General features: G+C 51.2%; 27 protein-coding genes. 1 reads left to right on the top strand and 26 read right to left on the bottom strand.

All coding sequences use genetic code 11. From position 1 onward, the window contains the following. Positions 1-97: 97 nt before the first annotated feature. The 26 genes from spoIVB to ACFQ03_RS23645 form a co-directional block, all read right to left on the bottom strand. Complete coding sequence (gene spoIVB / locus ACFQ03_RS23520; protein ID WP_186328314.1) at positions 98-1,429, bottom strand: SpoIVB peptidase; 1,332 nt, start codon at positions 1,427-1,429, stop codon at positions 98-100. A gap of 119 nt (positions 1,430-1,548) precedes the next feature. Continuing rightward, positions 1,549-3,297 carry a DNA repair protein RecN gene (recN, locus tag ACFQ03_RS23525; protein WP_379291367.1) on the bottom strand — a complete coding sequence of 583 codons (1,749 nt, stop codon included), beginning with the start codon at positions 3,295-3,297 and terminating at the stop codon, positions 1,549-1,551. A 109-nt stretch (positions 3,298-3,406) separates the two neighbouring features. Further along, positions 3,407-3,856 (bottom strand): transcriptional regulator AhrC/ArgR, encoded by a 450-nt coding sequence (gene ahrC / locus ACFQ03_RS23530; protein WP_379291369.1) that lies wholly within the window; start codon positions 3,854-3,856, stop codon positions 3,407-3,409. Further along, positions 3,857-4,324, bottom strand: coding sequence for a hypothetical protein (locus tag ACFQ03_RS23535; RefSeq protein ID WP_379291372.1), 468 nt, complete (start codon positions 4,322-4,324; stop codon positions 3,857-3,859). 186 nt (positions 4,325-4,510) lie between these two features. Beyond that, a complete protein-coding gene (locus tag ACFQ03_RS23540) occupies positions 4,511-5,347 on the bottom strand; it encodes a TlyA family RNA methyltransferase (protein ID WP_379291374.1) in 837 nt (278 codons plus the stop codon). Positions 5,348-5,367: 20 nt separating this feature from the next. Next, the gene (gene dxs / locus ACFQ03_RS23545) at positions 5,368-7,251 is read right to left on the bottom strand and encodes a 1-deoxy-D-xylulose-5-phosphate synthase (protein ID WP_379291376.1); all 1,884 of its coding nucleotides are present in this window, start codon (positions 7,249-7,251) and stop codon (positions 5,368-5,370) included. Next, positions 7,226-7,864 carry a hypothetical protein gene (locus ACFQ03_RS23550; protein WP_144935642.1) on the bottom strand — a complete coding sequence of 213 codons (639 nt, stop codon included), beginning with the start codon at positions 7,862-7,864 and terminating at the stop codon, positions 7,226-7,228. Before ACFQ03_RS23550 ends, dxs begins: the two co-directional genes overlap by 26 nt. 783 nt (positions 7,865-8,647) lie before the next feature. Further along, a complete protein-coding gene (locus ACFQ03_RS23555; protein WP_144935644.1) occupies positions 8,648-9,553 on the bottom strand; it encodes a polyprenyl synthetase family protein in 906 nt (301 codons plus the stop codon). Further along, positions 9,550-9,804 carry an exodeoxyribonuclease VII small subunit gene (gene xseB, locus ACFQ03_RS23560; RefSeq protein WP_144935647.1) on the bottom strand — a complete coding sequence of 85 codons (255 nt, stop codon included), beginning with the start codon at positions 9,802-9,804 and terminating at the stop codon, positions 9,550-9,552. The genes ACFQ03_RS23555 and xseB overlap by 4 nt, the downstream gene beginning before the upstream one ends. Further along, on the bottom strand, positions 9,779-11,152 hold the full coding sequence (xseA, locus tag ACFQ03_RS23565; RefSeq protein ID WP_144935650.1) for an exodeoxyribonuclease VII large subunit: 1,374 nt from the start codon (positions 11,150-11,152) through the stop codon (positions 9,779-9,781). Before xseA ends, xseB begins: the two co-directional genes overlap by 26 nt. A 17-nt stretch (positions 11,153-11,169) precedes the next feature. Continuing rightward, positions 11,170-12,027 (bottom strand): bifunctional methylenetetrahydrofolate dehydrogenase/methenyltetrahydrofolate cyclohydrolase FolD, encoded by an 858-nt coding sequence (gene folD / locus ACFQ03_RS23570; RefSeq protein ID WP_144935653.1) that lies wholly within the window; start codon positions 12,025-12,027, stop codon positions 11,170-11,172. Positions 12,028-12,134: 107 nt separating this feature from the next. After that, positions 12,135-12,587 (bottom strand): transcription antitermination factor NusB, encoded by a 453-nt coding sequence (nusB, locus tag ACFQ03_RS23575; RefSeq protein WP_144935656.1) that lies wholly within the window; start codon positions 12,585-12,587, stop codon positions 12,135-12,137. 291 nt (positions 12,588-12,878) lie between these two features. Continuing rightward, on the bottom strand, positions 12,879-13,106 hold the full coding sequence (locus tag ACFQ03_RS23580; RefSeq protein WP_144935659.1) for a DUF2273 domain-containing protein: 228 nt from the start codon (positions 13,104-13,106) through the stop codon (positions 12,879-12,881). Positions 13,107-13,120: 14 nt separating this feature from the next. Next, a complete protein-coding gene (gene amaP, locus ACFQ03_RS23585) occupies positions 13,121-13,681 on the bottom strand; it encodes an alkaline shock response membrane anchor protein AmaP (RefSeq protein WP_144935662.1) in 561 nt (186 codons plus the stop codon). Positions 13,682-13,749: 68 nt separating this feature from the next. Further along, positions 13,750-14,160 (bottom strand): Asp23/Gls24 family envelope stress response protein, encoded by a 411-nt coding sequence (locus tag ACFQ03_RS23590; protein WP_144935665.1) that lies wholly within the window; start codon positions 14,158-14,160, stop codon positions 13,750-13,752. 183 nt (positions 14,161-14,343) lie between these two features. Further along, complete coding sequence (gene accC / locus ACFQ03_RS23595; protein WP_144935668.1) at positions 14,344-15,699, bottom strand: acetyl-CoA carboxylase biotin carboxylase subunit; 1,356 nt, start codon at positions 15,697-15,699, stop codon at positions 14,344-14,346. A gap of 27 nt (positions 15,700-15,726) precedes the next feature. Then, positions 15,727-16,221, bottom strand: coding sequence for an acetyl-CoA carboxylase biotin carboxyl carrier protein (gene accB / locus ACFQ03_RS23600; RefSeq protein WP_144935671.1), 495 nt, complete (start codon positions 16,219-16,221; stop codon positions 15,727-15,729). Between the two features lie 357 nt (positions 16,222-16,578). After that, positions 16,579-17,226, bottom strand: a complete 648-nt coding sequence (locus tag ACFQ03_RS23605; protein WP_379291382.1) for a SpoIIIAH-like family protein — start codon at positions 17,224-17,226, stop codon at positions 16,579-16,581. A gap of 57 nt (positions 17,227-17,283) precedes the next feature. Further along, on the bottom strand, positions 17,284-17,919 hold the full coding sequence (gene spoIIIAG / locus ACFQ03_RS23610) for a stage III sporulation protein AG (protein WP_144935678.1): 636 nt from the start codon (positions 17,917-17,919) through the stop codon (positions 17,284-17,286). An 89-nt stretch (positions 17,920-18,008) separates the two neighbouring features. Then, entirely contained in the window at positions 18,009-18,767 is a 759-nt protein-coding gene (gene spoIIIAF / locus ACFQ03_RS23615; protein ID WP_144935681.1) for a stage III sporulation protein AF, read from the bottom strand. Between the two features lie 29 nt (positions 18,768-18,796). After that, on the bottom strand, positions 18,797-19,990 hold the full coding sequence (spoIIIAE, locus tag ACFQ03_RS23620; protein WP_144935684.1) for a stage III sporulation protein AE: 1,194 nt from the start codon (positions 19,988-19,990) through the stop codon (positions 18,797-18,799). A 32-nt stretch (positions 19,991-20,022) separates the two neighbouring features. Next, the gene (gene spoIIIAD, locus ACFQ03_RS23625) at positions 20,023-20,412 is read right to left on the bottom strand and encodes a stage III sporulation protein AD (RefSeq protein WP_144935687.1); all 390 of its coding nucleotides are present in this window, start codon (positions 20,410-20,412) and stop codon (positions 20,023-20,025) included. A gap of 9 nt (positions 20,413-20,421) precedes the next feature. After that, complete coding sequence (gene spoIIIAC, locus ACFQ03_RS23630) at positions 20,422-20,625, bottom strand: stage III sporulation protein AC (protein WP_144935690.1); 204 nt, start codon at positions 20,623-20,625, stop codon at positions 20,422-20,424. 48 nt (positions 20,626-20,673) lie between these two features. Continuing rightward, a complete protein-coding gene (spoIIIAB, locus tag ACFQ03_RS23635) occupies positions 20,674-21,192 on the bottom strand; it encodes a stage III sporulation protein SpoIIIAB (protein WP_150960524.1) in 519 nt (172 codons plus the stop codon). Beyond that, a complete protein-coding gene (gene spoIIIAA, locus ACFQ03_RS23640; protein WP_150960525.1) occupies positions 21,185-22,186 on the bottom strand; it encodes a stage III sporulation protein AA in 1,002 nt (333 codons plus the stop codon). Before spoIIIAA ends, spoIIIAB begins: the two co-directional genes overlap by 8 nt. A gap of 68 nt (positions 22,187-22,254) precedes the next feature. Further along, complete coding sequence (locus ACFQ03_RS23645; protein ID WP_144935699.1) at positions 22,255-22,521, bottom strand: YqhV family protein; 267 nt, start codon at positions 22,519-22,521, stop codon at positions 22,255-22,257. Positions 22,522-22,663: 142 nt separating this feature from the next. On the opposite strand from ACFQ03_RS23645, the gene ACFQ03_RS23650 reads away from it, so the two are divergent. Next, on the top strand, positions 22,664-23,590 hold the full coding sequence (locus ACFQ03_RS23650) for a phosphosulfolactate synthase (protein ID WP_379291387.1): 927 nt from the start codon (positions 22,664-22,666) through the stop codon (positions 23,588-23,590). Positions 23,591-23,602 lie beyond the last annotated feature (12 nt).

The following is a 23,602-nucleotide window of genomic DNA, read 5'->3' on the forward strand; positions in this document are numbered from 1 at the left end:
ATTTCTTTCTTTTTCTACAAAATCCCACAAAACCGGCGTTTTCTTCAGACAAATTCCGCATATTTCTCCGCAAAATAAAAAAGCCCCTATTCTGGGGCTACGCAGCATTTTCTTTATTGGCATTCGGATTTCTCAGTAAAATTCCCGCATCCTGCAGCATCCATTCAATATAACAGCCATAGCCTGAGCTCGGGTCATTAACAAATACGTGAGTCACCGCTCCAATCAGCTTGCCGTTCTGAATAATCGGGCTTCCGCTCATGCCCTGCACGATTCCTCCGGTCTTATCCAACAGTCTCTGATCGGTTATTTTAATTACGAGTCCTTTGGTTGCCGGAAACTCCTGCTTTGCTGCATGCATAATTTCAATATCGAATTTCTCGACCTTCTGGCCGTTCACTACAGTGTAAATATGTGCAGGTCCTTCCTTTACTTCCTCGGCAAAAGCTACCGGGATCGGTTTGTGCTCCAGTCCATGGTCAGGCTGCTGGAACATCCGGCCGAAAATACCGAAAGGCGTATTTTTCTCAATGTTTCCAATCACTTTGCTCTCCTTGAAGAAATGAGCTCTCTTCTCCCCCGGTTCTCCGCTTTGGCTTTTGGAAATGGAGGTAACGTTGGAATGAACAATCTCGCCGCCCCCCACTTCAATAGGCGTTTGGGCATCCATGTCGGTAATGACATGTCCTAGAGCACCATACACCCCCTGATCCTGAGCATAGAAGGTTAATGTTCCGACACCTGCAGCAGAATCACGAATATAAAGTCCGAGACGGTAAGCCTTATCGATGAAATCATAAGCGGGCTGCAAGGAAACATCGAATTGTTCTTTGTTCCGTTTCACGGTCAGCTTCAATGGCTGATTGGATTCGCCGGCTTTCTTGACCAGCTCCCCTACTTTGGTGACATCGTTAATGGCCACCCCGTTAATGCCTGTAATCAGATCTCCCACCTGAATCTTCGCTTCCTCCCCCGGGGATACCTTCTTATCCTCGGATACCGGCACCAGATGATGCCCGACGACAAGAATTCCGGACGATTTTAATTTAACGCCAATCGTCTGTCCGCCCGGGATGACCTTCAGATCGGGAACGACATTCACTTTGACTGTCTTTAGCGGAATTTTGCCAAACAGCTTGACTTTCATTTCCGTCTGTCCCACTTTTTCCGACTGAAGGGTGAATGGTTCCTTCAAATTCAATTCGAACGAAGGCTGGGAGGAGCCGTTCACTTTGATGATTCCCGGGTCTTTGACACTCACTTGCGCCTGAACAGGCATAGACAATGCCAACTGCTTGCCTTGTCCCGAAAAGATGTGCAGCTCCTCGGGGAATGCCGCAAAACTTTGGAAAGGTGCGGAGACGCTGATTAAACCTACGAAGAAGACGAGGAGTAATCCAATCCATCTTGTTCTGTTGCTGGGGTTCAAACATACCACGCTCCCTTACTTCTGCTGCCTGACGAGGCTTGTCGTCAAAAGCGTACCTATAAGTTAACCCCAGCCAAATCGTTTTATTACTGTAAATGATGCCACGAAAGACAAGGAAATTAACGGCTTGGCGCTTCTTCGGAAGCCTTTCTGTCCATAGCCAAACGGATCATTTCCTGGGCATGATGAAGGGTGGTTTCGGTCACCTCGACTCCGCCGAGCATTCTGGCCAGCTCGACTATACGGCCTTGCTCGTCCAAAGCGGTCACAAGGGTGAACGTTCGCTCCCCTTCCACCTCTTTGCGTATAAGGTAATGTCCGTCCGCCATGCAGGCTACTTGGGGCAAATGAGTAATGGAGAAAACCTGGCATTCCCTGGAAAGCCGGGACAATTTCTCCGCTATGGCCTGGGCGGCCCTGCCGCTTACTCCTGTATCCACTTCGTCAAATACCAATACAGGAATTTGATCGACTTTGGCGAAGATCGTCTTCATCGCGAGCATGACGCGCGACAATTCTCCTCCCGAAGCAATTTTGCTAAGCGGCCGCAGAGGCTCGCCGGGATTGGCGGATAGGACGAACTCCACCTGATCAATTCCATTAGAGCCGATCCGGACGTTCTGACCATCTACGGAAGGACCGTTAGGGTCTTCCATTCTATCTACCCGAACCGCTATCCGGGTGCGTTCCATATGTAAATCTTGCAGCTCACGCTCTATGCTTGAGGCCAGCTTGACCGCCGCCTCCTTGCGCAGAGAGGAAAGACGCTCGGCCTTGGCCATCACTTCTGCCCTTAATTCCGTCCATTCCTTCTGAAGCTTGAGCATCGTCTCATCCTTATTTTCCAGAAGCTCCAGTTCCTTCTGAATTTGCTCCAAATAAGCCAGGATTTCCTCCGTGCTTTGGCCGTATTTTCGTTTAAAGGAAGAGATCAAATCCAGTCTCTGTTCGATTTCCTCCAGCCTTATTGGATTGAATTCAATTTGCTCCCGGTAATCGCGAAGCTGGTAAGCGGCATCCTCAAGCTGATAAAATGCCGATTGAATCTGCTCAACCAACGGCTGAAGGACCTTGGAATCCACTCTGGCTATATCCTGCAGCTTCTGAATGCATTTGCCCACCGCGTCCAATGCACTTCGTCCGCCACCGCCATAAATGGTATCATAAGCCTCCGTCACACTCTGGAACAATTTTTCCGCATTTCCTAGCTTGTGCTTTTCTTCCGATAACCATTCATCCTCTCCGGCTTTTAATTCGGCTGCGGAAATCTCCTCTACCTGAAACCGGTACAAATCCTGAAGATGAAGCGCTTCCCTGGCGGATTCCTGCAATTCCTTCAACTGCTTCTGCAAACTCTTGTATTTTGTATACGCGGCCTGATATTCCTCTTTGGCGGCTTGGAGTGTCTTACCGCCATAAAGATCCAGCCAATGAATATGCTGCTCCGGCTTCATCAGAGATTGATGCTCATGCTGTCCGTGTATGTTGACCAGCCATTCCCCGGCTTCGCGCAGCATGGACAGATTGGCCAATTGCCCGTTAATACGGCTGACACTCTTGCCTTGGGCCGATACCTCTCTGCGTATGACCAGATGCTCTTCCCGCGAAGCCTCAATCCCCAGCTGCGCCAGCACATCCCAAACGGGATGATCCGGTTCCAGATCGAATAAGGCTTCGATCTCCGCCTTATCGCATCCATAGCGGACAAGCTCCGAGGAACTGCGGCCTCCGGCGATCAGTCCAAGAGCGTCAATAATAATGGATTTACCGGCTCCCGTCTCCCCCGTCAGCACTTGAAAGCCTTCCCGGAAAGAAAGCTGGACGGATTCGATAACAGCCAAATTACGGATGGACAGTTCTGCTAACATATATAGCCTCCCATGCAGCTCAGTAATTTAAACTAACGGCTCTAGTTAATTGACCTAATGCTTCTGCCTAGTAGCCCTTTAATCAAATTTCAATATTTCGCCAAGCCCCTTAAGAAATCATGCTGTGGATGCGGTCCACCACCTGTTTGCTCTGTTCCTTGCTCCGGCATATAATGAGGATTGTATCGTCGCCGCAAATCGTGCCCATGACCTCCTCCCATTCCAAGTTATCCATCAAGGCACCGATCGCATTGGCCGTTCCCGGCATACATTTCATAACGACTAGATTGTCCGTGAAATCAATTCCTACATAATGATCGGTCAGAGACCTCTTCAAACGATAGGACGGGTTAAAATGCTTGTCCTGAGGAAGAGAATACTTATACCGGCCGTCATTCAAAGGAGTCTTCACCAATTGGAGCTCCTTAATATCCCTCGAAACGGTCGCCTGCGTAACCTGAAAGCCCGCCTGCCGCAAAGCATCTACCAATTCATCCTGCGTCTCGATTTCCTGGCTGGCTAAAATTTCCCGTATCTTAATATGTCTTTGTCCTTTCACTTAATCATCACCTTTATCTCCATCGATTTCAAATCGAATATTATGAATTGTGCGAAGCTTCGGATCGACATAGAGAACTCCTTCGGCTTCCTTGAATATTAAAGCATAAGGCATCAGCCGATCTCTCATCCCGCTCCCCGTCATATCCAACGGCATGCGATCCTTGGCCAGCTTGACGACATACAGTCCGTCATCCTTGCGGGCGAAATGATCGACGAAAAGCCGGCTTTGGTATTCCTGTTCATCATTAACCATAATATGAATATTTACTCTGCGCTTCAAGGTCATCACTTCATAGCCCGACTCTTCCAGCAGCGCTACAGCGTCCGTTACCGGAATTTCCTCATCGACTTCAATTTCCCATTCGCTCTCCGGAGGCTTGCTCCACCAGCGGCGGAGCCGCGACCATCCCCAAACGATAAGAAGAACCAAAATGAGAAGAAGGATGTACCGATCGATATTTTGCATCCCATCACCTCGGTACAATTATTCTCTTTCGAGATCCGAAATTCCTTTAACAAGCCGTCAAATTTTCTGTTCCATGCAAGGATAAACGGCTATCGCCGTCCTTTGGACAGGCGCGTTTGCCGATGAAATATAAGAATAAGTATAAGGTGAAACTTATACTTTCTTATATTTAAACAAAAAAACCCATCATTCCGATGGGTTCCCCACTAATGTACTAGCCGCCTCACTAACGACTTCACTGATCAATCCGTTCATTCCATCCGGCATCTCCCCTGTAGTGTCAGCCAGCTTCCAATAAGCCAAAAACTCGATGTTTCCTTCCCCTCCGGTTATCGGTGAGAAGGTCAGCCCCTGAAGCGCGAATCCTAATTCTGATGCATAATCGAGAATATCGGCCAGAACCTCCCGATGAACGTCCTGGCTGCGGACGACCCCCGATGGGCCGACCTGGCCTCTGTCCGCTTCAAATTGCGGCTTGATCAGCGCAACGGTTTCCGAACCCGCTCCCAGTATAGCCTTAAGAGGAGGCAGGATGAGCTTGAGCGAAATAAACGAAACGTCAATCGATGCGAATTCCGGCTTCGGGCCTTGCAGCGCATCCGGCTCCAAATAACGGAAGTTCGTCCGCTCCATAACACACACCCGCTTATCGCTGCGAATGGCCCAATCGAGCTGATTATAACCGACATCAACGGCATAGACATAGGAAGCGCCGTGCCGGAGGGCACAGTCGGTAAAGCCGCCGGTAGAGGCTCCTATATCCAGCATCACCTTCTCCCGAAGATCGATCCCGAAGGTCCGGAGAGCTTTCTCCAGCTTAAGCCCTCCACGGCTTACATAGGGATGCGAGGCGCCTTTGACCCGCAGCGCGGAAGAACGGGGAACCTTGGTCCCCGCTTTCTCCACACGTTCCTCACCGACGAAGACTATTCCGGCCATGATGGCTGCTTTAGCTTTCTCCTGGCTGTCATAATAGCCTCGCTCCACTAACAGCAAATCAATTCTTTCTTTATCCGAAGGCATTCCTTTACCTATTCTCCGTTCTAGGCTCTGACTTTTTTGCGGGGCAGCATGGCCTGAATTTGCAGCGCGATATTTTCGGGAGTGAGCCCGACCTCTGTCCGCTGTTCAGCAATGCTTCCATGCTCTACAAAATAATCCGGCACTCCGATCGGCTTAATCTGCATTCCATAAATACCTTTATTCGCATAGAACTCGAGCACCGCACTTCCGAAGCCGCCCATTGCTGCGCCTTCTTCCATAGTGATCAAGTTGACCCGCTCTTTGGCCAATTGCAGCAGCATTGCTTCATCCAAAGGCTTGATGAAGCGGGCGTTAATTACACGCACATTCATCCCTTGCGGCTTCAACAGCTCAGCCGCCTGCTCGGCAAGCTGCACCATCGGTCCAACCGCGAGAATGGCGTAACCGGCACCTTCCCTTACGACTTCCCACGTCCCTATCGGTATGGGCTTCATCTGCTCATCCATCGCCACTCCCAGACCATTGATCCTCGGATAGCGTACAGCAATCGGCCCCTCGTTGTACTCAATGGCTGTTTTCAGCATATGGCGCAATTCATTCTCGTCCTTGGGCATCATCAGCACCATATTCGGAATGCTTCTTAAATAAGCAATATCATACACACCTTGATGGGTTTCCCCATCGGGTCCAACGAACCCCGCACGGTCAATAGCGAAGGCGACGTTCAGATTTTGCCGGCAAATATCGTGCACCACCTGGTCATACGCTCTCTGCAGGAAGGTCGAATAGACCGCGAATACCGGCTTCATTCCTTCACCCGCCAGAGCCCCGCAGAGGGTGGCGGCATGCTGCTCGGCGATACCGACATCAATCATCCGGTTTGGAAAACGTTCAGCGAATTTAAGCAGACCGGAGCCAGCCGACATCGCGGGAGTCACCGCAATAATCCGGGAATCCTGTTCTGCCAGCTCGATAAGCGTACTGCCGAACACTTCGGTATACATTGGCGGACCTACCGATTTCAGCATCTGGCCGGACTCGATTTTGTAAGGGCTCGCTCCGTGCCAAGCCTGAGAGTTGGCCTCCGCCGGCTTGTAGCCTTTGCCCTTAATGGTAACGACATGCAGCAAGACGGGACCATCCACCTTATCCGCCTGCTGGAACGAATCCAACAGAAGAGGAAGGTTATGCCCGTCAATCGGCCCCATATAAGTGAAGCCCAGCTCCTCAAAAAGCACTCCGTTCACTAACAAATATTTGAAGCTGTCTTTTATTTTCTCGGCTTTCTTGGCCAAAGAATCCCCGATGGCGGGAATTTTCTTTAATATATTCTCGACCTCTTCCTTGGCCTTCTTGTAATGCTTATCCGATCGAATCCGGCTCAAATAATTATGAATAGCGCCGACATTCGGAGCAATGGACATTTCATTGTCATTCAGGACAACGATCATCCTCTTCTTCTCATGACCGATATGATTCATGGCTTCCAGGGCCATACCCCCGGTCATAGCTCCGTCTCCGATAACGGCGATAATTTTATTATCCTCGCCCTTCAAATCCCGGGCAACCGCCATCCCCATAGCAGCGGACAGAGAGGTGCTGCTGTGGCCGGCCTCCCATACATCGTGCTCGCTTTCGGATTTTTTGACAAAGCCGCACAAGCCCTTGTACTTGCGCAGGGTATGGAATTGATCCTTGCGTCCGGTCAATATCTTATGTACGTAGGACTGGTGGCCTACGTCGTAAATAAATTTGTCTTTCGGGCTATCAAACAAATAGTGCATCGCCAGCGTAAGCTCAACAACACCCAAGTTTGGGGCGAGGTGGCCCCCGGTGACCGAAAGCTTTTCAATTAAAAATTGACGGATTTCATCGGCCAAAATTTCCAATTCAGCTACGGACAGCCTCTTTAAATCTTCAGGCTGATTCACTAGTTCGAGCACGTTTATTCCCTCGCTTCCCGTTGAGTGATTTGCGCTTCCGCTTTTTCGGGTTAAAGAATCGAATCTTCAGATGACGCTCCAGATAATAGAATAATTTCCCGATCATGAGCACGATATCCGTTGAATAATGGATAGCAAACGATTTACCCATCGCTTTGCCGCCGACGGTCAAGGCCGAAACCAATGCCGTAAAAACTACGCTGACCGCAATGCTTAGCGCCTGGCTGCTGCTCCCGATGTTGCCCATCAGCTTGATCACGACAACTGCGGATGCCGCACCGCTAATCACCCCGGATATATCCCCTACAACGTCATTACAAAAGTTCGAAAACCGATCCGCATTGCGGACAATGTATATGGAATGCTTAGAACCCCTGACCCGTTCCGATGCCATTCCGTGAAAAGGGGCCTCACTGGCCGCCGCGGCAGCCAAGCCCAATATATCAAAAAAGACTCCGATCAGAACCAGCACTAAAACAATAATCATCCCGACGCCCCAGGAAACTCCTTCGAGAACAGATGTCGAGGTAACCGTAAACAGGCTGGCCAGAAGGAAGGTGACAACCGATATAAAAATACTCCATTTCATGGAGTGCCTTAACGAATATTTCATTATTCGAAAACCGTCTCCCATTCCATGGATTGGAGTGGCAGCTTCTTGAGTAAACGCTGTGGCTTAGGTCCAGTAGGTTTTCCCAGACAAGTCTCCCTGTCGTCGCCGACAGGGCGGTTTCCCTTTATGCCTGTCTTGACGCCGTCACCGACCGCCAGACTGGATTACCACTTAGTCCACACTATAATCCCCAAAAAGCCTCACGAAAGTGAACAGTCTAGGAGTTTTCCTCAGCAGTCCTTAACCATTCCTTAGCCTCTTTTGCAAGCCAGATTTCATACAGCATCCAGCCACTGTTTTTTTGGCCGAAAAAACAGTGTCCTACTTTCTGTAATCCCCTCTGACTCACTCAAGGCAGGCTACGCTGCACGCAAGCCGTTTTAGTATACATGGGCTGACCGCCCTGATACAAGTGAGGCTCGCCTTTGCAGGTTCATACCCCAAGCCGTAGCCGAGCGCACGGTGGCGCAAAAGCCACGAACTTGGGCCTCCGCGGAAGTAGGGTCAACGCCCACATGCCTTTGTGGATCGCCCTCCAACCTTAACTCCCAGCATCAGCCCCCAACTGGGCGTTAGAAGCCAACACCAGGAACTTCATCGATGTGCCCTTTGGCGAATTTTTAGGCCCGCCCTCAGAAATGGTAGACTGACTAGAATACTGCGCCACCCTATAATGACTACCATTATAGCACAGGAGTCAAATCCTTCTCAATGGAAGCCTTCTTACAGAAAAATGGGGTATCCGTCCAAATAAGCGCAAATCTCCTGCGTAAAGCGCTTCTATCAATAATCGCGCTGCATTAAATAATCGGCAAGATCATTCAACCGCTCGGGATGAACGAAGCCTGCGGAAGCGATCGCTTGCTTCCCTTCTTCCGTGAGCTTCTCCACTCTCCGCCGCGAGGCCTCAAGGCCGATAAGATACGGATAGGTCACCTTCTGCTGCTTCTCGTCGCTGTTGACCGATTTGCCCAGCTTCTTCTCGTCGCCGGTAATATCAAGAATATCGTCCTGAATTTGAAAGGCCAGCCCGATCTTGTATCCGAATCGTTCCAGGGCAGTCAATTGTTCCGCATTGGCTCCCCCGAGAATCCCTCCCGCTTTGAGCGAAAATACAATCAAGTCCCCGGTCTTATGCCTATGGATACCGTCCAGCTCTTCTTGCTTGGTCAACCCCTGCTCACCGAGCATATCGGCCACTTGTCCGCCTACCATCCCCTTGGGCCCTGCCAGCTCGGACAGCATTTCGATAATGGCGAGAGCCCGTTCAGCGGGAACCTCGGCTCTGCGGGACACTTGGGCAGCTGTGTAGAACGCATGCGTAAGCAGAGCATCCCCGGCAAGAATAGCCATGGCTTCCCCGTAGACCTTATGGTTCGTCAGCTTGCCCCGGCGGTAATCATCGTTATCCATTGCCGGCAGATCGTCATGGATCAGCGAATAGGTATGGATCATCTCGACGGCACAAGCAACAGGCAAAGCCGTCTCGGCTTCGCCTCCCAGCGCCTCCACAGCCGCCATCATGAGAACAGGCCGCAGCCTTTTGCCTCCGGCCAGAAGCGAATACATGACCGCTTCCCGCAGGGTGTCCGGTATTTCCCATTCTTCGGGAATCGAACGTTTAAGCTCCTGCTCCACCGATGCAGCCGAGGCTTTAATATACTGCTGGATATTTAGAGTTCGGTTCAAACTGATTCACCTTCATCCATTTCCGCTAGAAAAGGCTTCTTGCCTATCGTGCCGTTCTCCTCCACCAGCATCTCGATTTTGCGTTCGATCTGGTCCAGCTTTTGGCTGCACATCCGGGACATCTCCATCCCTTCCTGAAATAAGCCAATCGCTTTCTCAAGCGGCACATCTCCATTTTCCAACTGGGTTACGATTTCCTCCAGCTTATCCATCGCTTGCTCGAAGCTAAGCTCCGTTTTGTCCGTTGTCATCGTTCCTTTCCTCCATCCCCCATACATGGCAATCCAATTGTCCGTCCGTCAACCTTACTTTCACTATATCCCCGGGCTGCACGCTCCGAATCGATTTGATCAACCGCTTCTCCTGTTCGTCATAGACCAGACTGTATCCGCGCTGCATAATTTTCAGCGGGCTTAGAGAATCCAACTGTCGCAGTTGGGATTCGAACCGGCTTCGCTCCATCCGGTACATCACCTGCATAGCCTGGACCATGCGCTTGTACGAGTCCGCTGTTCGCCTGCGGGCATATTCCGCTTGCCGCTTGGGATTATAGCCGCTGATAGCCTGTTCCAGACGGGACTGCTTCCTCCTGGCTTCGGACAATCGCTGCTGAATGCGGAATTGCAGTTGTTCCTTAAGCCTGTCCAAGCGCTCCGCCGGCTGCTGGAGCTGCTTGAGCGGATTCGTAAGAACCTGGGACCGGTTAATCCGGTCGAGTCTTTCGCGCTGCTCCTGAAGCATTCGGTACAATCCGCGACGCAGCCGATGAACCGAATAATGAAGCTGCTGCTTCAGTTCCATATGATGGGGAACCGCCAGTTCTGCCGCCGCGGTAGGCGTTGCCGCCCTCAGATCGGCAACGAAATCGGCTATCGTAAAATCCGTCTCATGCCCAACCGCGGATATAACGGGAATTTCCGAGGCGTAAATGCTGCGGGCGACGATCTCTTCATTGAAGGCCCACAGCTCCTCTAGCGAACCGCCCCCTCGCCCGACGATGAGCACGTCAACCTCCCTTGTCCGGTTGAATGTCTCAATCGCTTTGACGATCGAGGGTGCCGCCTGCTTTCCCTGGACAAGCACCGGGTATAATTGTACCGGCACCGAAGGGAGCCTCCGCTGCAAGGTGGTCATAATATCCCGGACGGCTGCCCCGGTGGGCGAAGTCACTACCCCGATGGCCCGGGGAAAACGGGGAATCGGCCTCTTGCGCGACGCCGCGAATAAACCCTCGGCTTCCAGCTTCTTCTTCAACTGTTCAAAGGCAAGATACAAGTTTCCTATCCCGTCGGGCTGCATCTGATTGATATAAAACTGGTACTGGCCGTCTCTTTCATAAATGGAGATACTCCCTCTCGCCAGCACCCTCATCCCTTCCTTGGGAACGAAGGACAGCCTTTGGTTGTGGGAGTTGAACATAATGCTCTTTACCCGGCTTTGGGCGTCTTTAAGCGTAAAATACATGTGCCCGCTCGAATGGTGGGTAAAGTTCGAAATTTCTCCTCTTACCCAAACATTTTGCAGCCGCTCATCGCCTTCCAGTGTCACCTTGATATGCCGGGTAAGATCTTTTACAGAAAATATCGTATCCCGGTTCATGTTCACCTTTCGCTTGTCTAGGCTTGAGATGCCTTGTTCTTGGCGGCCTGCAGCGTATTCTGCAGCAGCATGGTAATCGTCATGGGTCCGACACATCCGGGTACGGGAGTAATATAGCCCGCCACTTGCGCGGCATCATCGTAATGAACATCTCCCGTCAGCTTTCCGTTATCCAGACGGTTCATGCCGACGTCAATGACTACGGCCCCCGGTTTGATATGTCTGGCCTCTATCATCTGCGCCCGGCCCACGGCAACAACCAGAATGTCGGCCTGCTTCGTTATTTCCTCCATATTCGGAGTACGGGAATGGCAGACGGTAACCGTTGCATTCTCGCGCAATAACAGCATCGCCATAGGCTTGCCGACAATATTGCTGCGGCCCACTACGACGGCGTGCTTACCTTCGATCGAAATACCGATCTTCTTCAAAACCTCGATAACCCCCGCAGGCGTACACGGAAGCATTCCCGGCTTGCCGATCATCAGGTTGCCTACATTGACGGGATGGAAGCAATCGACATCCTTGTCCGGCGATATGGCGTCAATGACTGCGTCTTCGTTAATATGAGCAGGCAGCGGAAGCTGCACCAGAATTCCGTGAATATGGCTGTCTGCATTAAGCTTCCCGATTAATTGCAATAGCTCCGATTGACTCGTTTCGGCCGGAAGCCGGTAGACCTCGGAATGAATTCCGACATCCGCGCAGGACTTCGCCTTATTCCTAACATAAACGGCAGAAGCCGGGTCGTCCCCAACAAGCACAACCGCCAATCCGGGCTGGATTCCTTTATCCTTCAAGCTCTGAACCTCTTGTGAAATTTGCTCGCGGATTTCAGCCACGATCTGTTTTCCGTTAATTCTCTCCGCTGCCATTCATTTTCCTCCTTAGTGTCAAGGGTTTTCCTAATTTCAGTTTAACCTTTTGAGCGGGTAGTGTAAAGGCGAAAAATAAGAAGGAAAACTAGCTGAATGTTCGTGTTTTATTGTAAATTCACTTTGATTTGATCGACTTCGCGAATCATCTGTCCGAGAACCCCGTTAACGAATTTGCCCGATTCCTCACTGCCGAAGTGCTTGGCCAGTTCAATCGCCTCGTTGACGACAACCTTCGCCGGTACGTCGTCCCGGTAAATCATTTCGTAGGTGGCCAGACGCAGTATTTCTCGGTCCACCTTCGAAAGCCGGTCCATCTTCCAGCCTTTGATGTATTTCTCCAGCAGCCGGTCTATCTCCTCAAGACGGTTATAGGTTCCATCCACCAGCTCCCGGATGTACTCGGTGCTGATCTCTTCATTAGTGACCTCCAGTCCGGCCTCATTCTCATGGACCGCCTCTTCGATGGCCATCTGAATCGCTTCCCGTGAAGTGACCTCGTTCATTTGCATTTGATAAAGGCTCTGCAATGCTAATTCTCTGGCTAAGCGCCGTTTCATTGATTTTCCTCCTGTGATCTAGGGTAAAAAAGCTCCTGACGGAACCTTTTCGAAGATGAATTTGGCAGCTAAATTTCTGCGTTCAGCGGTTAAGCCTACTATACGTTCCGGTTATCCCGGCGGAATCCGAGCGGCCCCGTTAACCCTATTCCAATAAAGCTTCTGCCCCCGCGAAACCTCTGCCCAGGAAAGCTTCCTGCATGAAATCCAGGGCTATTTCCCCGGCTCTATCCAAAGCCAAAAAACCTGCAAGGAACAACCGGATCAGAGTAGTTGTCCTTTGCAGGAATTTTATCTGAACATTCTCCATCTTTCCGATAACCATTGCCAAAGGTTCCCCGCTTGCAGCCGAAGCTCCTTGAGATCGATTTTTTTTCCAACATAATACCCGATAAATACGATAAAAGCAAAAATCAGCATATCCCAGAAACCGACTATCAAATAAAGAATGCCGAGAATAATTCCGCCTAACGTTCCGATGACGGTCCCCGGACGATCCTCCAGCATCTGTTTAAACATCCCGGTACCCCCCTTTATTCAACCCGGCTTTTGAACGTTGGGGAGGACTGGACGATATTGGCCACATAGACCGAAACGATAGCTACCGGAATTCCTGTGATTTCCTCCACATACTGCTTAACGGCTTGCTGGATCTCCTCGGTCATCTCGGGAATAGGCGTCTCGCCGTCGACGACCGTGCGCAATTCAATTTCAATCCCGGAATTGCTTACGCGCACTCTCGCACGCAAATCTCTGACCCCGCGGGTCCGGTTGGCGGATTTCAAAGCGAGGTTCTCAACCGTATCCAGCGATATTCTAATATCTCCATAATCGGTTCTCTGATCAATGGAAGCCGCATTCGCTTGAGCCGGACGTACAGCTATGACAAATAGCCGGATGCTGATCAGAATAACGACGACGAGCGTGGCGATCACTGCGGCGGCTGTCGGATATTCCGTATAGACCTGCTCTACGAATTTTTTGGTCGTCTCCATAGGAATAGCATTAAACGTAGCTATCAGCATAACACTGGCCGCCACGATAATAAACAAACTGAATATAAACAATAACAATCGGTCGATGATTTTGGCCACTGCGGCTTGTCCCTCCTTAAAGGAAACCCCCTGCTTGGAAGAGGGGGTTAAAGTCGGTTTCAGCGGGCTTACTTAACACGTTGAACAGCCGTTTCTTCTTCGTTCGTCTTATCCACGGCTTTAAATTGAACATCATGAATATGTACGTTGACTTCCACTACATCCAGACCGGTCATCGACTCAATCGCCTGCTTGACGTTCTGTTGAATCTCTCCGGCTACCTCCGGAATCTTATGACCGAATTCAACAATGATAGAAACATCGATCGCGGCTTCCTTCTGTCCTACTTCCACCTTGACTCCCTTGGACAGGTTCTTCCGTCCCAGCAGCTCGGCGATACCGCCCGCGAAACCGCCGCTCATTCCCGCGACGCCAGGCACCTCAATCGTTGCCAGACCGGCAATTACCTCAATGACTTCCGGGGCAATCTGAATGTTGCCCAAATCCGTTTTCTCATAATCCGGGGCAATTGTACTCATAATAAATGACCTCCTGATCGCTTTCAGACCGTGCGAATCTCGTACAAGGACAGGTCTGTCTTATCTAAATACTATACCATTGCTGAAAAAATATGACAATCCAAGTTCTTTCGGGCCGGGTTCTTGGAAATTCAGGCGAAAGATCGAACTCTCCCGGTCATCTTGCTTCGAACAGCCAATAGGCTACCCTTGCTTATTGACATCATATTCTTCCAGAAACTTGATATCGAAATCTCCCTTAAGAAATTTCGGATGGTTCAGCAGCTTGAGATGGAAAGGAATCGTCGTCTTGATCCCATCAATCGCAAATTCGATCAGTGCGCGTTTCATTCGTTCTATCGCTTCCTCCCGCGTCTTGCCCCATACGATCAGCTTGGCAATCATGGAGTCGTAATGGGGGGATATCATGTACCCGGGATAAGCTGCACTGTCGACGCGGACCCCGAATCCTCCCGGTGCGAGATAGAAATCGATCTGCCCCGGCGAAGGCATGAAATTCCGGTCCGGGTCCTCTGCGTTGATTCGGCATTCTATCGCCCAGCCGTCGATTTGAACATCCTCTTGAGAGATGGACAGCGCTTCTCCTTGTGCAACCATAATCATTTCCTTGATGATATCGACGCCCGTGATCATTTCGGTAACCGGGTGCTCCACCTGAATTCTCGTATTCATTTCCATAAAATAGAAGTTTCCATCCGGTCCGAGCAGAAACTCCAGCGTTCCCGCCCCCGAATACTGAACGGCTTTCGCGGCGCGAACGGCCGCTTCTCCCATTCTTTCCCGAATTTCCGGCGTCAATACCGGGCATGGAGCTTCTTCCACCAGCTTCTGTCTCCTGCGCTGGACAGAGCAATCCCTTTCGCCCAAATGAACAACGTTCCCATACTTGTCGGCAATGATCTGTATTTCAACGTGCTTCATGCCCGTCAAGTATTTCTCCAAATATACGCCTGCGTTTCCGAACGCCTTCTCCGCTTCCTGACGTGCGGTCGTAATCTGCTGGATGAGCGATTCCTCGTTCTCGGCAATCCTTATCCCCTTGCCCCCGCCGCCTGCGGTGGCCTTGATAATGACGGGATACCCGATTTCACGGGCTATCCGGACAGCATCCTCCACTTCAACGATCAGACCGTCCGAACCCGGGATGACCGGGACTCCGGCTTCCTTCATCGTCTGCTTGGCTACCGACTTGTCCCCCATCCGGGAAATCGCATCCGGCGATGGGCCTATGAAGGTAATGTTGCATCGCTCGCAAATTTCCGCAAAGTCGGCGTTCTCCGCAAGAAATCCGTAGCCCGGGTGAATCGCGTCCGCTTCCGTAAGTGTGGCAACACTCATCAGATTCGTAAAATTAAGATAGCTGTCCTTGGAAAGCGTAGGACCGATGCAGTAGGCCTCGTCCGCCAGCTTGACATGCAGCGAATCACGGTCGGCTTCGGAATAAACCGCCACGCTGTAAATCCCTAATTCCCGGCAAGCGCGAATGATTCGGACAGCTATTTCACCACGGTTTGCAATTAATATTTTTTGGAACTTCATTCGATTTCCTCCTGAAGGTATGGCTGATTATATCGGTTTAACCAGGAACAAAGGCTGACCGAATTCAACGAGCTGACCGTTATCTACAAGAACCTCGACTATTTCTCCGTTTACTTCGGCTTCGATTTCATTCATCAGCTTCATCGCTTCAACAATACAAACCACTGTGTTTTCTTTAACCTTGGAGCCTTCACTGACAAATGGCGGTGCTTCCGGGGAAGGAGCCGAATAGAATGTGCCGACCATAGGCGATGTGATTGTATGTAAATGGGACCTGTCAGGTTGTTGGCCATCCTTGCTCTCGGCTTCCGCTTGAACGGCAGCGGCCTGAGGTAATGGCGAAGCTTGTGGAGTGGCTGCGACCTGCTGCTGGGGGGCCGAAGCTACGTAGACCGTCTCCGATTTGGATGGAGAAGGCTTGCGGATGAACAGCTTGCAATTTTCATTCTGGATCTCCAATTCCTGAAGGGAGGACTGATCCACCAGTTGAATCAATTCCTTGATTTCACTTAATTTAAACATGAAACTCGTTCACTCCTTAATGTTTTTGCGAAGCAAAAACCGGCTTCGAAAGCATAGGGCTTTGGAATTTGTAAAATGACACTGTCCTTATGGAAGGACTGGCAGCGGCATCACTTGCAACGTTAGTAATTATAACATAAACGATGGAAATGGAAAGAGCCCAGTTTACCCGGGCTCCGGCGACAAAAAGCGAGAAAAAAACGCTGAAAACGGAATTTTCGACAGGATTCTTTTTTACCACATTAGAAAGTTTAAGTTCATTAAAGCATTAAAATGGAACAACTTTCTAATTGGCATAAAAAGCTACCTCTAATACCGGGTTATTCGTCTTCGAAGAGGCTCCGTCAGGAGCTTTTTTTATGGAATGTATTGTACTTGAATTTTCTCAGGACCTATGTTCATTTCTGTCATTACCAAGTCGGCAATGGTGACCGCTTCGCTTTTTTCCAATTTGTCCGCTTGCACGATGACCTTCCACTTATTGTCCTGCTCCATAACAATGGCGCTCTTATAGTCTTGCGTAAGCTGTTCCTCCAAGCTTTCCACTTTAGCGTTAGTCATTTCAATTTGCTGAAGCTCCTCCAAGGCCTGGCCCACTTCCTCACTGCTCTTCTCCTTGCTATTGGCCAGCTCCATCAATTCTTCGGTCCGTTTCTGCAGACTTTCCAACCGCTTCAGAGCCAACGCGGAGAAATAGTCGGCACCGGAAGTCGCCGTGCTCTCCAATTGCTCCAGGATCTGCTGATCGGACTGGCTGATCGCTCCCTTATCGGCTTCTTGCTGCCCGGCAGTCTCCTTCTGAACCTGGCCGGAAACCGCCTGATCCGAATCGGTCTTAGGATGCTGATCAAGCTGCTGAATATCCACATTAACCTGCTCCAGCGCTGCGCCGCCCGCATTTAAATCCATCTTGTTTACATCCTCGGTGAACAAATAGTAGGCGGATAACACAACCATTAAACTGAGCATGGAAACTAACCATATCGTTTGCCGTTTGGTATTCATTGATCTATTCCTCCTTGATATGCGCTTTGGTATGGGTGGGTGTTGCCCCTGCCGCAATTATTGTTTGCGCGGAACGACCGAGATCCGGTTGGCCGGAACATCCAGGCCTCTGCTTACGGCTTCGACAATCAGCTTTTTGACTGTGGCATTTTCGGCGCCATTGGCTACCACCATCACCCCCCTGATTTTCGGCTTGATATATTTCAGCACGAGCGGTTGTTCGCCGCCCGATTGCTGCATCATGACGGCGTTACTGCTGCGCGTGACATCCGAGTTATTTCTCGTGGAACCGTTCTGGTCCCTCTCGTTGGTGACCTGCTGGCTCTCCTGGGTATTCTTCTCAACGGTTATCTCTTCCGTGGAATCAATCGTAACCAGCACTTCGACCTCTCCGACTCCTACAACCTTCGCCAAAATATCCTTCAATTGCGATTCGTAAGCCTGCTCATATTCACGGAAGACCGAACGGTCCTTGCCGCCTCCCCCGAAGGCGATAGTCTCCTGCGCATCCTCCCGCCACGGCGGTCCGGTACTCGCCGGATCGATCTCTTTGACCGTAATGAAGGAGTTCAAAATCATCAGGGCTGCTCCCGCCAATCCGATAATGAGCAGCATTCGCAGGGCTTGTATCCGTTTAGGCCCGCCTGGGCCGCCGCTCATCCATTGTTCTATCATTTGTTTCCACTTACCCATACGGCACCTCACTACGAGCCCATATTGGACTTCGGAATCGCTGTCGTTGATTCATCTATTGGAGACCGCGGATGCGTTCGGAATGCCCGTCATCCCTTCGTTCGATTGCCATTAGTACCTTCCGGCCTTCCCCCAAAGGTTAGATGGATTTGCCCCGGCCCAATCTGCCACTGTGTATGCAAATACCGGATAACCGTCTCCCGTCTGGATTCGAGCTCCGCAGACCGGCCTCCCCCGCTTGTCCCGGTCGCCCCTTCCGCTTCCGGCGGCGAATCCCGGCCGATAATGACCGGCTTTACCGGTTCAACGGGCTCGATAGGCCGGACCGGTTCGATGTCTATCTTCCGGCCGCCGGCAGCCGGAATGGCATCCTTGGACGACTCGTCCTTCGGCTTAACGAGGGCAAGAACGATATTCATTCGTTCAATCGTCAGCTTCCCCTCGGAATCCTGTCCCGCCGTTATCTGGACACTCTCGACCCGTTCCGTTGTATTCTCAATCAAATCCTTCTTCACTTCCTCCGCCAGCCTCGTTTCCAGAATGGCCACCGCCTGCCGTTCATTGGAGGCTGCCAGCTTCTCCGCCTCGCGGGTGATCGATTCCAGGGAAGGAATCCCTCGGCGGCCGGATTCCGTCTGCAGGGCTTCGGCCGCCCTCATCATTCGATTCGCATCCCACTGGTTTTGCAGCAAGCGAACGACGGGAGAGAGAAGCACCAGAATCAGAAACAAGCCGATGACTGTTTTAACATATCTCTGTAAAGAATTGTTAGGAAGAATCAAGTCCGCAAACGTGGCAATCAAGATGAGCAATATCAATTCTTTCAACCAGCCGCTAAGCCATTGCATCCTCTTCCCCTCCAAGACTGCCCGATCTTCTATCTCATCATGACGGAAATATTGCCGGCCGTGATCATTATCGTGATCGATAGGAAGAACATCAGCCCGACGACCGCCATGGCCGCGAATATATAAATCATGCTCTTCCCTATCGTTTGCAGGCAGGTAACAATCGGGCTGTCACCCATCGGTTGAATGACGGCCGCGGACAAATGGTAGATGAAGGCCAACGTTAATATTTTGACCGCGGGGAAAGCGCACAGCAGGACAATGATGACCACACCTACCAGGCCAATCGCATTCTTGACCAGAAGAGACGCGCCAATGACGGTGTCGGAAGCGTCAGTAAACATCTTGCCGACGACAGGTACGAAGTTCCCGGTAATATACTTGGCCGTCCGGATGGTCACTCCGTCTGCAGCACCTCCGGAAAACCCCTGAACCGATACCACTCCAAGGAAGACGGTGGCAAAAAAGCCCAACAACCCCATACTGACCTTGCGAATAAGATTCGCCAATTGGGTCACCTTGTACCTGTCCGACAATGAGCTGACAATATGCAGCACTACAGAGAAGAACAGGAGCGGGAAAATAAATACATAGACGGCAGTCCCAATGGTATGGATCATAAAGACGATCAGCGGATGCATGATGGACACGGTGGCCAAATTTCCCATGGATGCAAGCATCGTCATCAGCAGCGGAACGACCGCTATCATAAAATTGATCATGTCGGTAATGGCCGACTTGGCGTATCCGATGGCCACGTTAAAGCTGTTGATCGCGATGACGATCAGAACCATGTAAGAGATGGCGTAGGCGATCTTGCTGACCGCATTTTTCTCGAAGGCGCTCTGCAAGGTTTCCAGTATCATGCTGAATACGGTGAGAATCACGATCGTCAGCATCAGCTTGCCGTTAACCAAAATTTCGTGAAAGAAGTAAGAAAGAATTGCTTTCAAAACTCCCGAGAAACTGAAGCCCTGTTGGCCCGGGATTAACTGTTCGAAAAATCCGGGAGTCCGGCCTTCCGGAAAATAACCGCCGTATTCTTTCATCAGCCGGTTCCAGAACTGCTCCACCTTGTCCGTCGGCAAATTCTCGGCTTGCTCCCGTATGATGATATCCACCGGTCCCGCCATAGCGTGTGCTGCAGTATCTCCCAGCGAGGCGCCGAATACAAGAATGAACAGCCACAGGGCCGTCCACGCCCATCTGTTCCGCAGGGTCATCGGCGATCAGCTCCTATGCTTGCTTCGTACCGTCAAACCGGCAGCAGTTTGACTACGGTTTCGATAATGACAGTAATGATGGGAATGGCCATGACGATAATCAAAATTTTGCCGGACAATTCAATCTTCGCGGCTATGGCTTCCTGTCCCGCGTCCCTGACAATCTGCGCCCCGAATTCCGCTATGTAGGCGATCCCGATAATCTTCAGAATCGTCTTGAGAAAGACGGGATTGACCCCGGAATTACGTGCCAATCCCTCGAGAACGTTGATCACCGAAGAGATTTTGCCAAGCAGGAAGAAAAAAATGACGATCCCCGTAAAAACAGCGAGCAGGAATGCGAATAACGGCATTTGTTCCTTCAGGACGAGAATCAGAATGGTGGCAAGCAGGCCCACCCCTACAATTTGGATGATTTCCACTGCCTTCACCTACTGAAAAAGAAATATCGTCTTGATTTCCCTGAATAAATCGTTCAGCATGCTGACGACCATGAAAAGCACCACGACAAAGCCGATGACGGTGACCCAGTGAGCCATGTCTTCCTTTCCCATCTGCTTGAGTACGGTATGGATCATGGCAATGATGATGCCAATTCCCGCAATCTGGAATATCGCGTTCACATCCACGTTCATAGACGGCACCTCATTCTTCATTCCGAGCGTTGGCTGGCGGCCAGCCATTTAGTAAACAAGAATAACGATAAGAGCTCCGGCCAGCGCCCCCAGGCTTTTCCACATTTTCGCATACTTTCTCTGATCCTCGGCAGCCTGCTCCTCCTCCGCCAGCAGATGGTTGACGGCGAGCCGCAAATGCTTGAGCTGATCCTCTCTGTCCGTTATTCCAAGGGAATGTCCGAGCTGCAGAAGAACCTCTCTTTCCCCGGCTTTCATGGCGGTATCCCGCCAGCCTTCGACCACGGCCTTGCGCCAGCACGCCTCTGTCGTCATTCCCGTAGGCTGGTCCAAATATTCGGCGGCCCGGCGGAACAGAACGGCTACAGGCTCCGACAGAGACTTGCTTGAAGCCAGAAGCGCATCCGAGAGAGGAGTGGAGCCGTACCCAATTTCCGTTTCCAGTCTCTGCAGCATGTGGATAAGCTCCCGTATTTGCCTGGGGCGTCTGCTGAGCTGCATCGATTGGTAAAAGCCAAACATCGTTCCGGCACCAATAATGAGTAATCCTCCCAGCAGCTTAAGCATCCGCCTTCCTCCGCAGGCCCGTGGCCGGCACAGGTGCATCAAGCCGCTTTCCGGCGCTGTCGTATGCCGCTTCGACCCTAACGGAGGAGCCTGTTTTGCGCAATTGCACATAGCGTTCGAAAGCCCCGGATTCCCAAAGCTCCTTCAGAACAGGCCGGCGGCGGATATCTGCGAGGTCCGCTCCATGGGCGGTGGCAATGACCGCTATGCCTGCATGGGCCGCCTCGTGAACAGCCAGTGCATCTTCGGCCCGGCCGATTTCGTCCACAATCAGCACGTCGGGCGACATGGAACGAATCAGCATCATCATCCCCTCCGCTTTGGGACAGCAGTCCAGCACATCGGTTCGCGGACCGACGTCGAATCGCGGAACCCCCTTGTAGCAAGCTGCAATCTCGGAGCGCTCATCGACGATGCCCACTTTGAATGTGTCCATTTCCCGGGGCCATGAAGCCCCTCCACCGCTGATCAATCTGGCCAAATCCCGGATGATTGTCGTCTTGCCGTGCTGAGGCGGTGAAACAATCAGAGTGGAGCGAACCTTTCGCCGCTCCCGGTCCAGCAGCAGCGGCAATACGGGAAGACCGCTGTCCGGCTTCTCCCGGGCGACCCGGATATTGAAGCTGGAGATGTCCCGGATCAGCTTCACCTGCCCCTGGCCCAAGACAGTTCTACCAGCCAGGCCTACTCTATGCCCGCCGGCAATCGTAATATACCCTCGCCTCAGCTCTTCTTCGAAGGAATATACCGAATGATTGGTCAGCAGATCGAGCAGCATCGTGCAATCTTCGTTCGTAGGACGCATCGCTTCCGCCGGATGACTGGCAACCGTCCCTTCCCGGGTAACGAAACCATAGCGGCCCCCATACCCAATCTCTAAAGGCCTGCCCTCCCTGATTCGCAGCTCTTCCAATTGAGAGCCGATAGGAGAAGGCAGACGCTCTACGGCGGATTTCAATGGATGAGGTAGAATGTTCTTTAAGGACTCTAGCATTTTCGGCTGCCTCCAAGTTGTCCAGTGTCTACAACATACTTATGCTTGGCCGAATGATTTATGACAGATTACTTTTTTAAAATCCCAATAAAAATGCAGGTTACCCCGACAATCACCCAAGCGAATTTACCCCAGGACAGCTTGTCTGCGATTCCTATTAAACCAATGGTCGTGGTAGTTAATAGAACGATCGGTCCGACGACCGCCAGACCCGTGTTGACCAAGAGAGCTTTGTCCACCTGATTGAGCCGAAGAATAAGCAGAGCGGCCAAAATTTCCAGGCTCCCCGATATAATCCGAAGCGAAGCCATGCTCATAACGATTTTGTTAATCAATAGACTCCCCCCTTCCTTCTTGATTCATTTACTCTACTCTATGCGGGCTTGTCTCTTTTTAGGATGATGGGCACAACGCTATTTTCAAATGCATATGATGGTCACATGTGGAATCAATTCTTAACGCGAGGAGATTATTTCTATGGAAGCAACCTCACTGGATTGGCATCCGCTTCTATCGGATCCGACCCGAAGCCGATTAGAGAAGCCGCGGACCTGCGGTAAAACCATGGTGATTGACAAAGGGCTGGGACTGCATGCGCTGGAGGATTTGCTGGCCACGACAGCCCCGTATATCGATATGATCAAAATCGGATTCGGCACATCGCCCTTATATCCGAAGCGTCTTTTGGCCCGCAAGGTGGAAATGACCAAAGCCTTCGGAATCGACATTTATCCCGGAGGAACTTTTCTGGAAGTCGCTGTCCATGGAGGGGCGGTCGATGAATATTTTGCCATGATTAAGGAAATTGGCTTTAATTCCATTGAAATATCCGATGGAATCATTGATCTGGACCGTAGGAGAAGGAATGAGCTTATTAGCTGCGCGCTTTCACACGGATTGAAGGTCTACACGGAATATGGAAAAAAAGGATGGGGCTCCACCATTGAAGCCTCTGAGTTGGTGGAAACCGTAAATGAGGATATCCGGCTGGGAGCGGAATTGGTAACGATCGAGGGAAGAGAATCCGGAGCCGGGGTCGGAATCTTCGATGAGAACGGGGAATGCCGGGACGATCAGATTGAGCAGGTATTAAGCCAAATTCCGGGACAGCATATTCTCATGTGGGAAGCGCCTCAGAAATCCCAGCAGGTCCATCTTATTAACCGGTTGGGGCCGACGATCAATCTGGGTAACGTAGCTCCGCAGGAAGTTCTCTCGCTGGAGGCGCTTCGCCGAGGGCTGCGTGCGGATACCTTCACGCTGGCGGCCGCCGCCCAGAAGTTTGATATTGAAACCGATCCCGCAGCAAAAACCGGTGATTCTCTCAATTTGGGGTATGAAGCATCCGAATGGCGTATTGACGAACCGCTCGCCAAGGTGAGCAGCCTGCATAAACTTAAATAACGCTGTTGTTGT

The organism is Paenibacillus residui, from assembly GCF_042677205.1.
GTDB lineage: Bacteria > Bacillota > Bacilli > Paenibacillales > NBRC-103111 > Paenibacillus_L > Paenibacillus_L residui.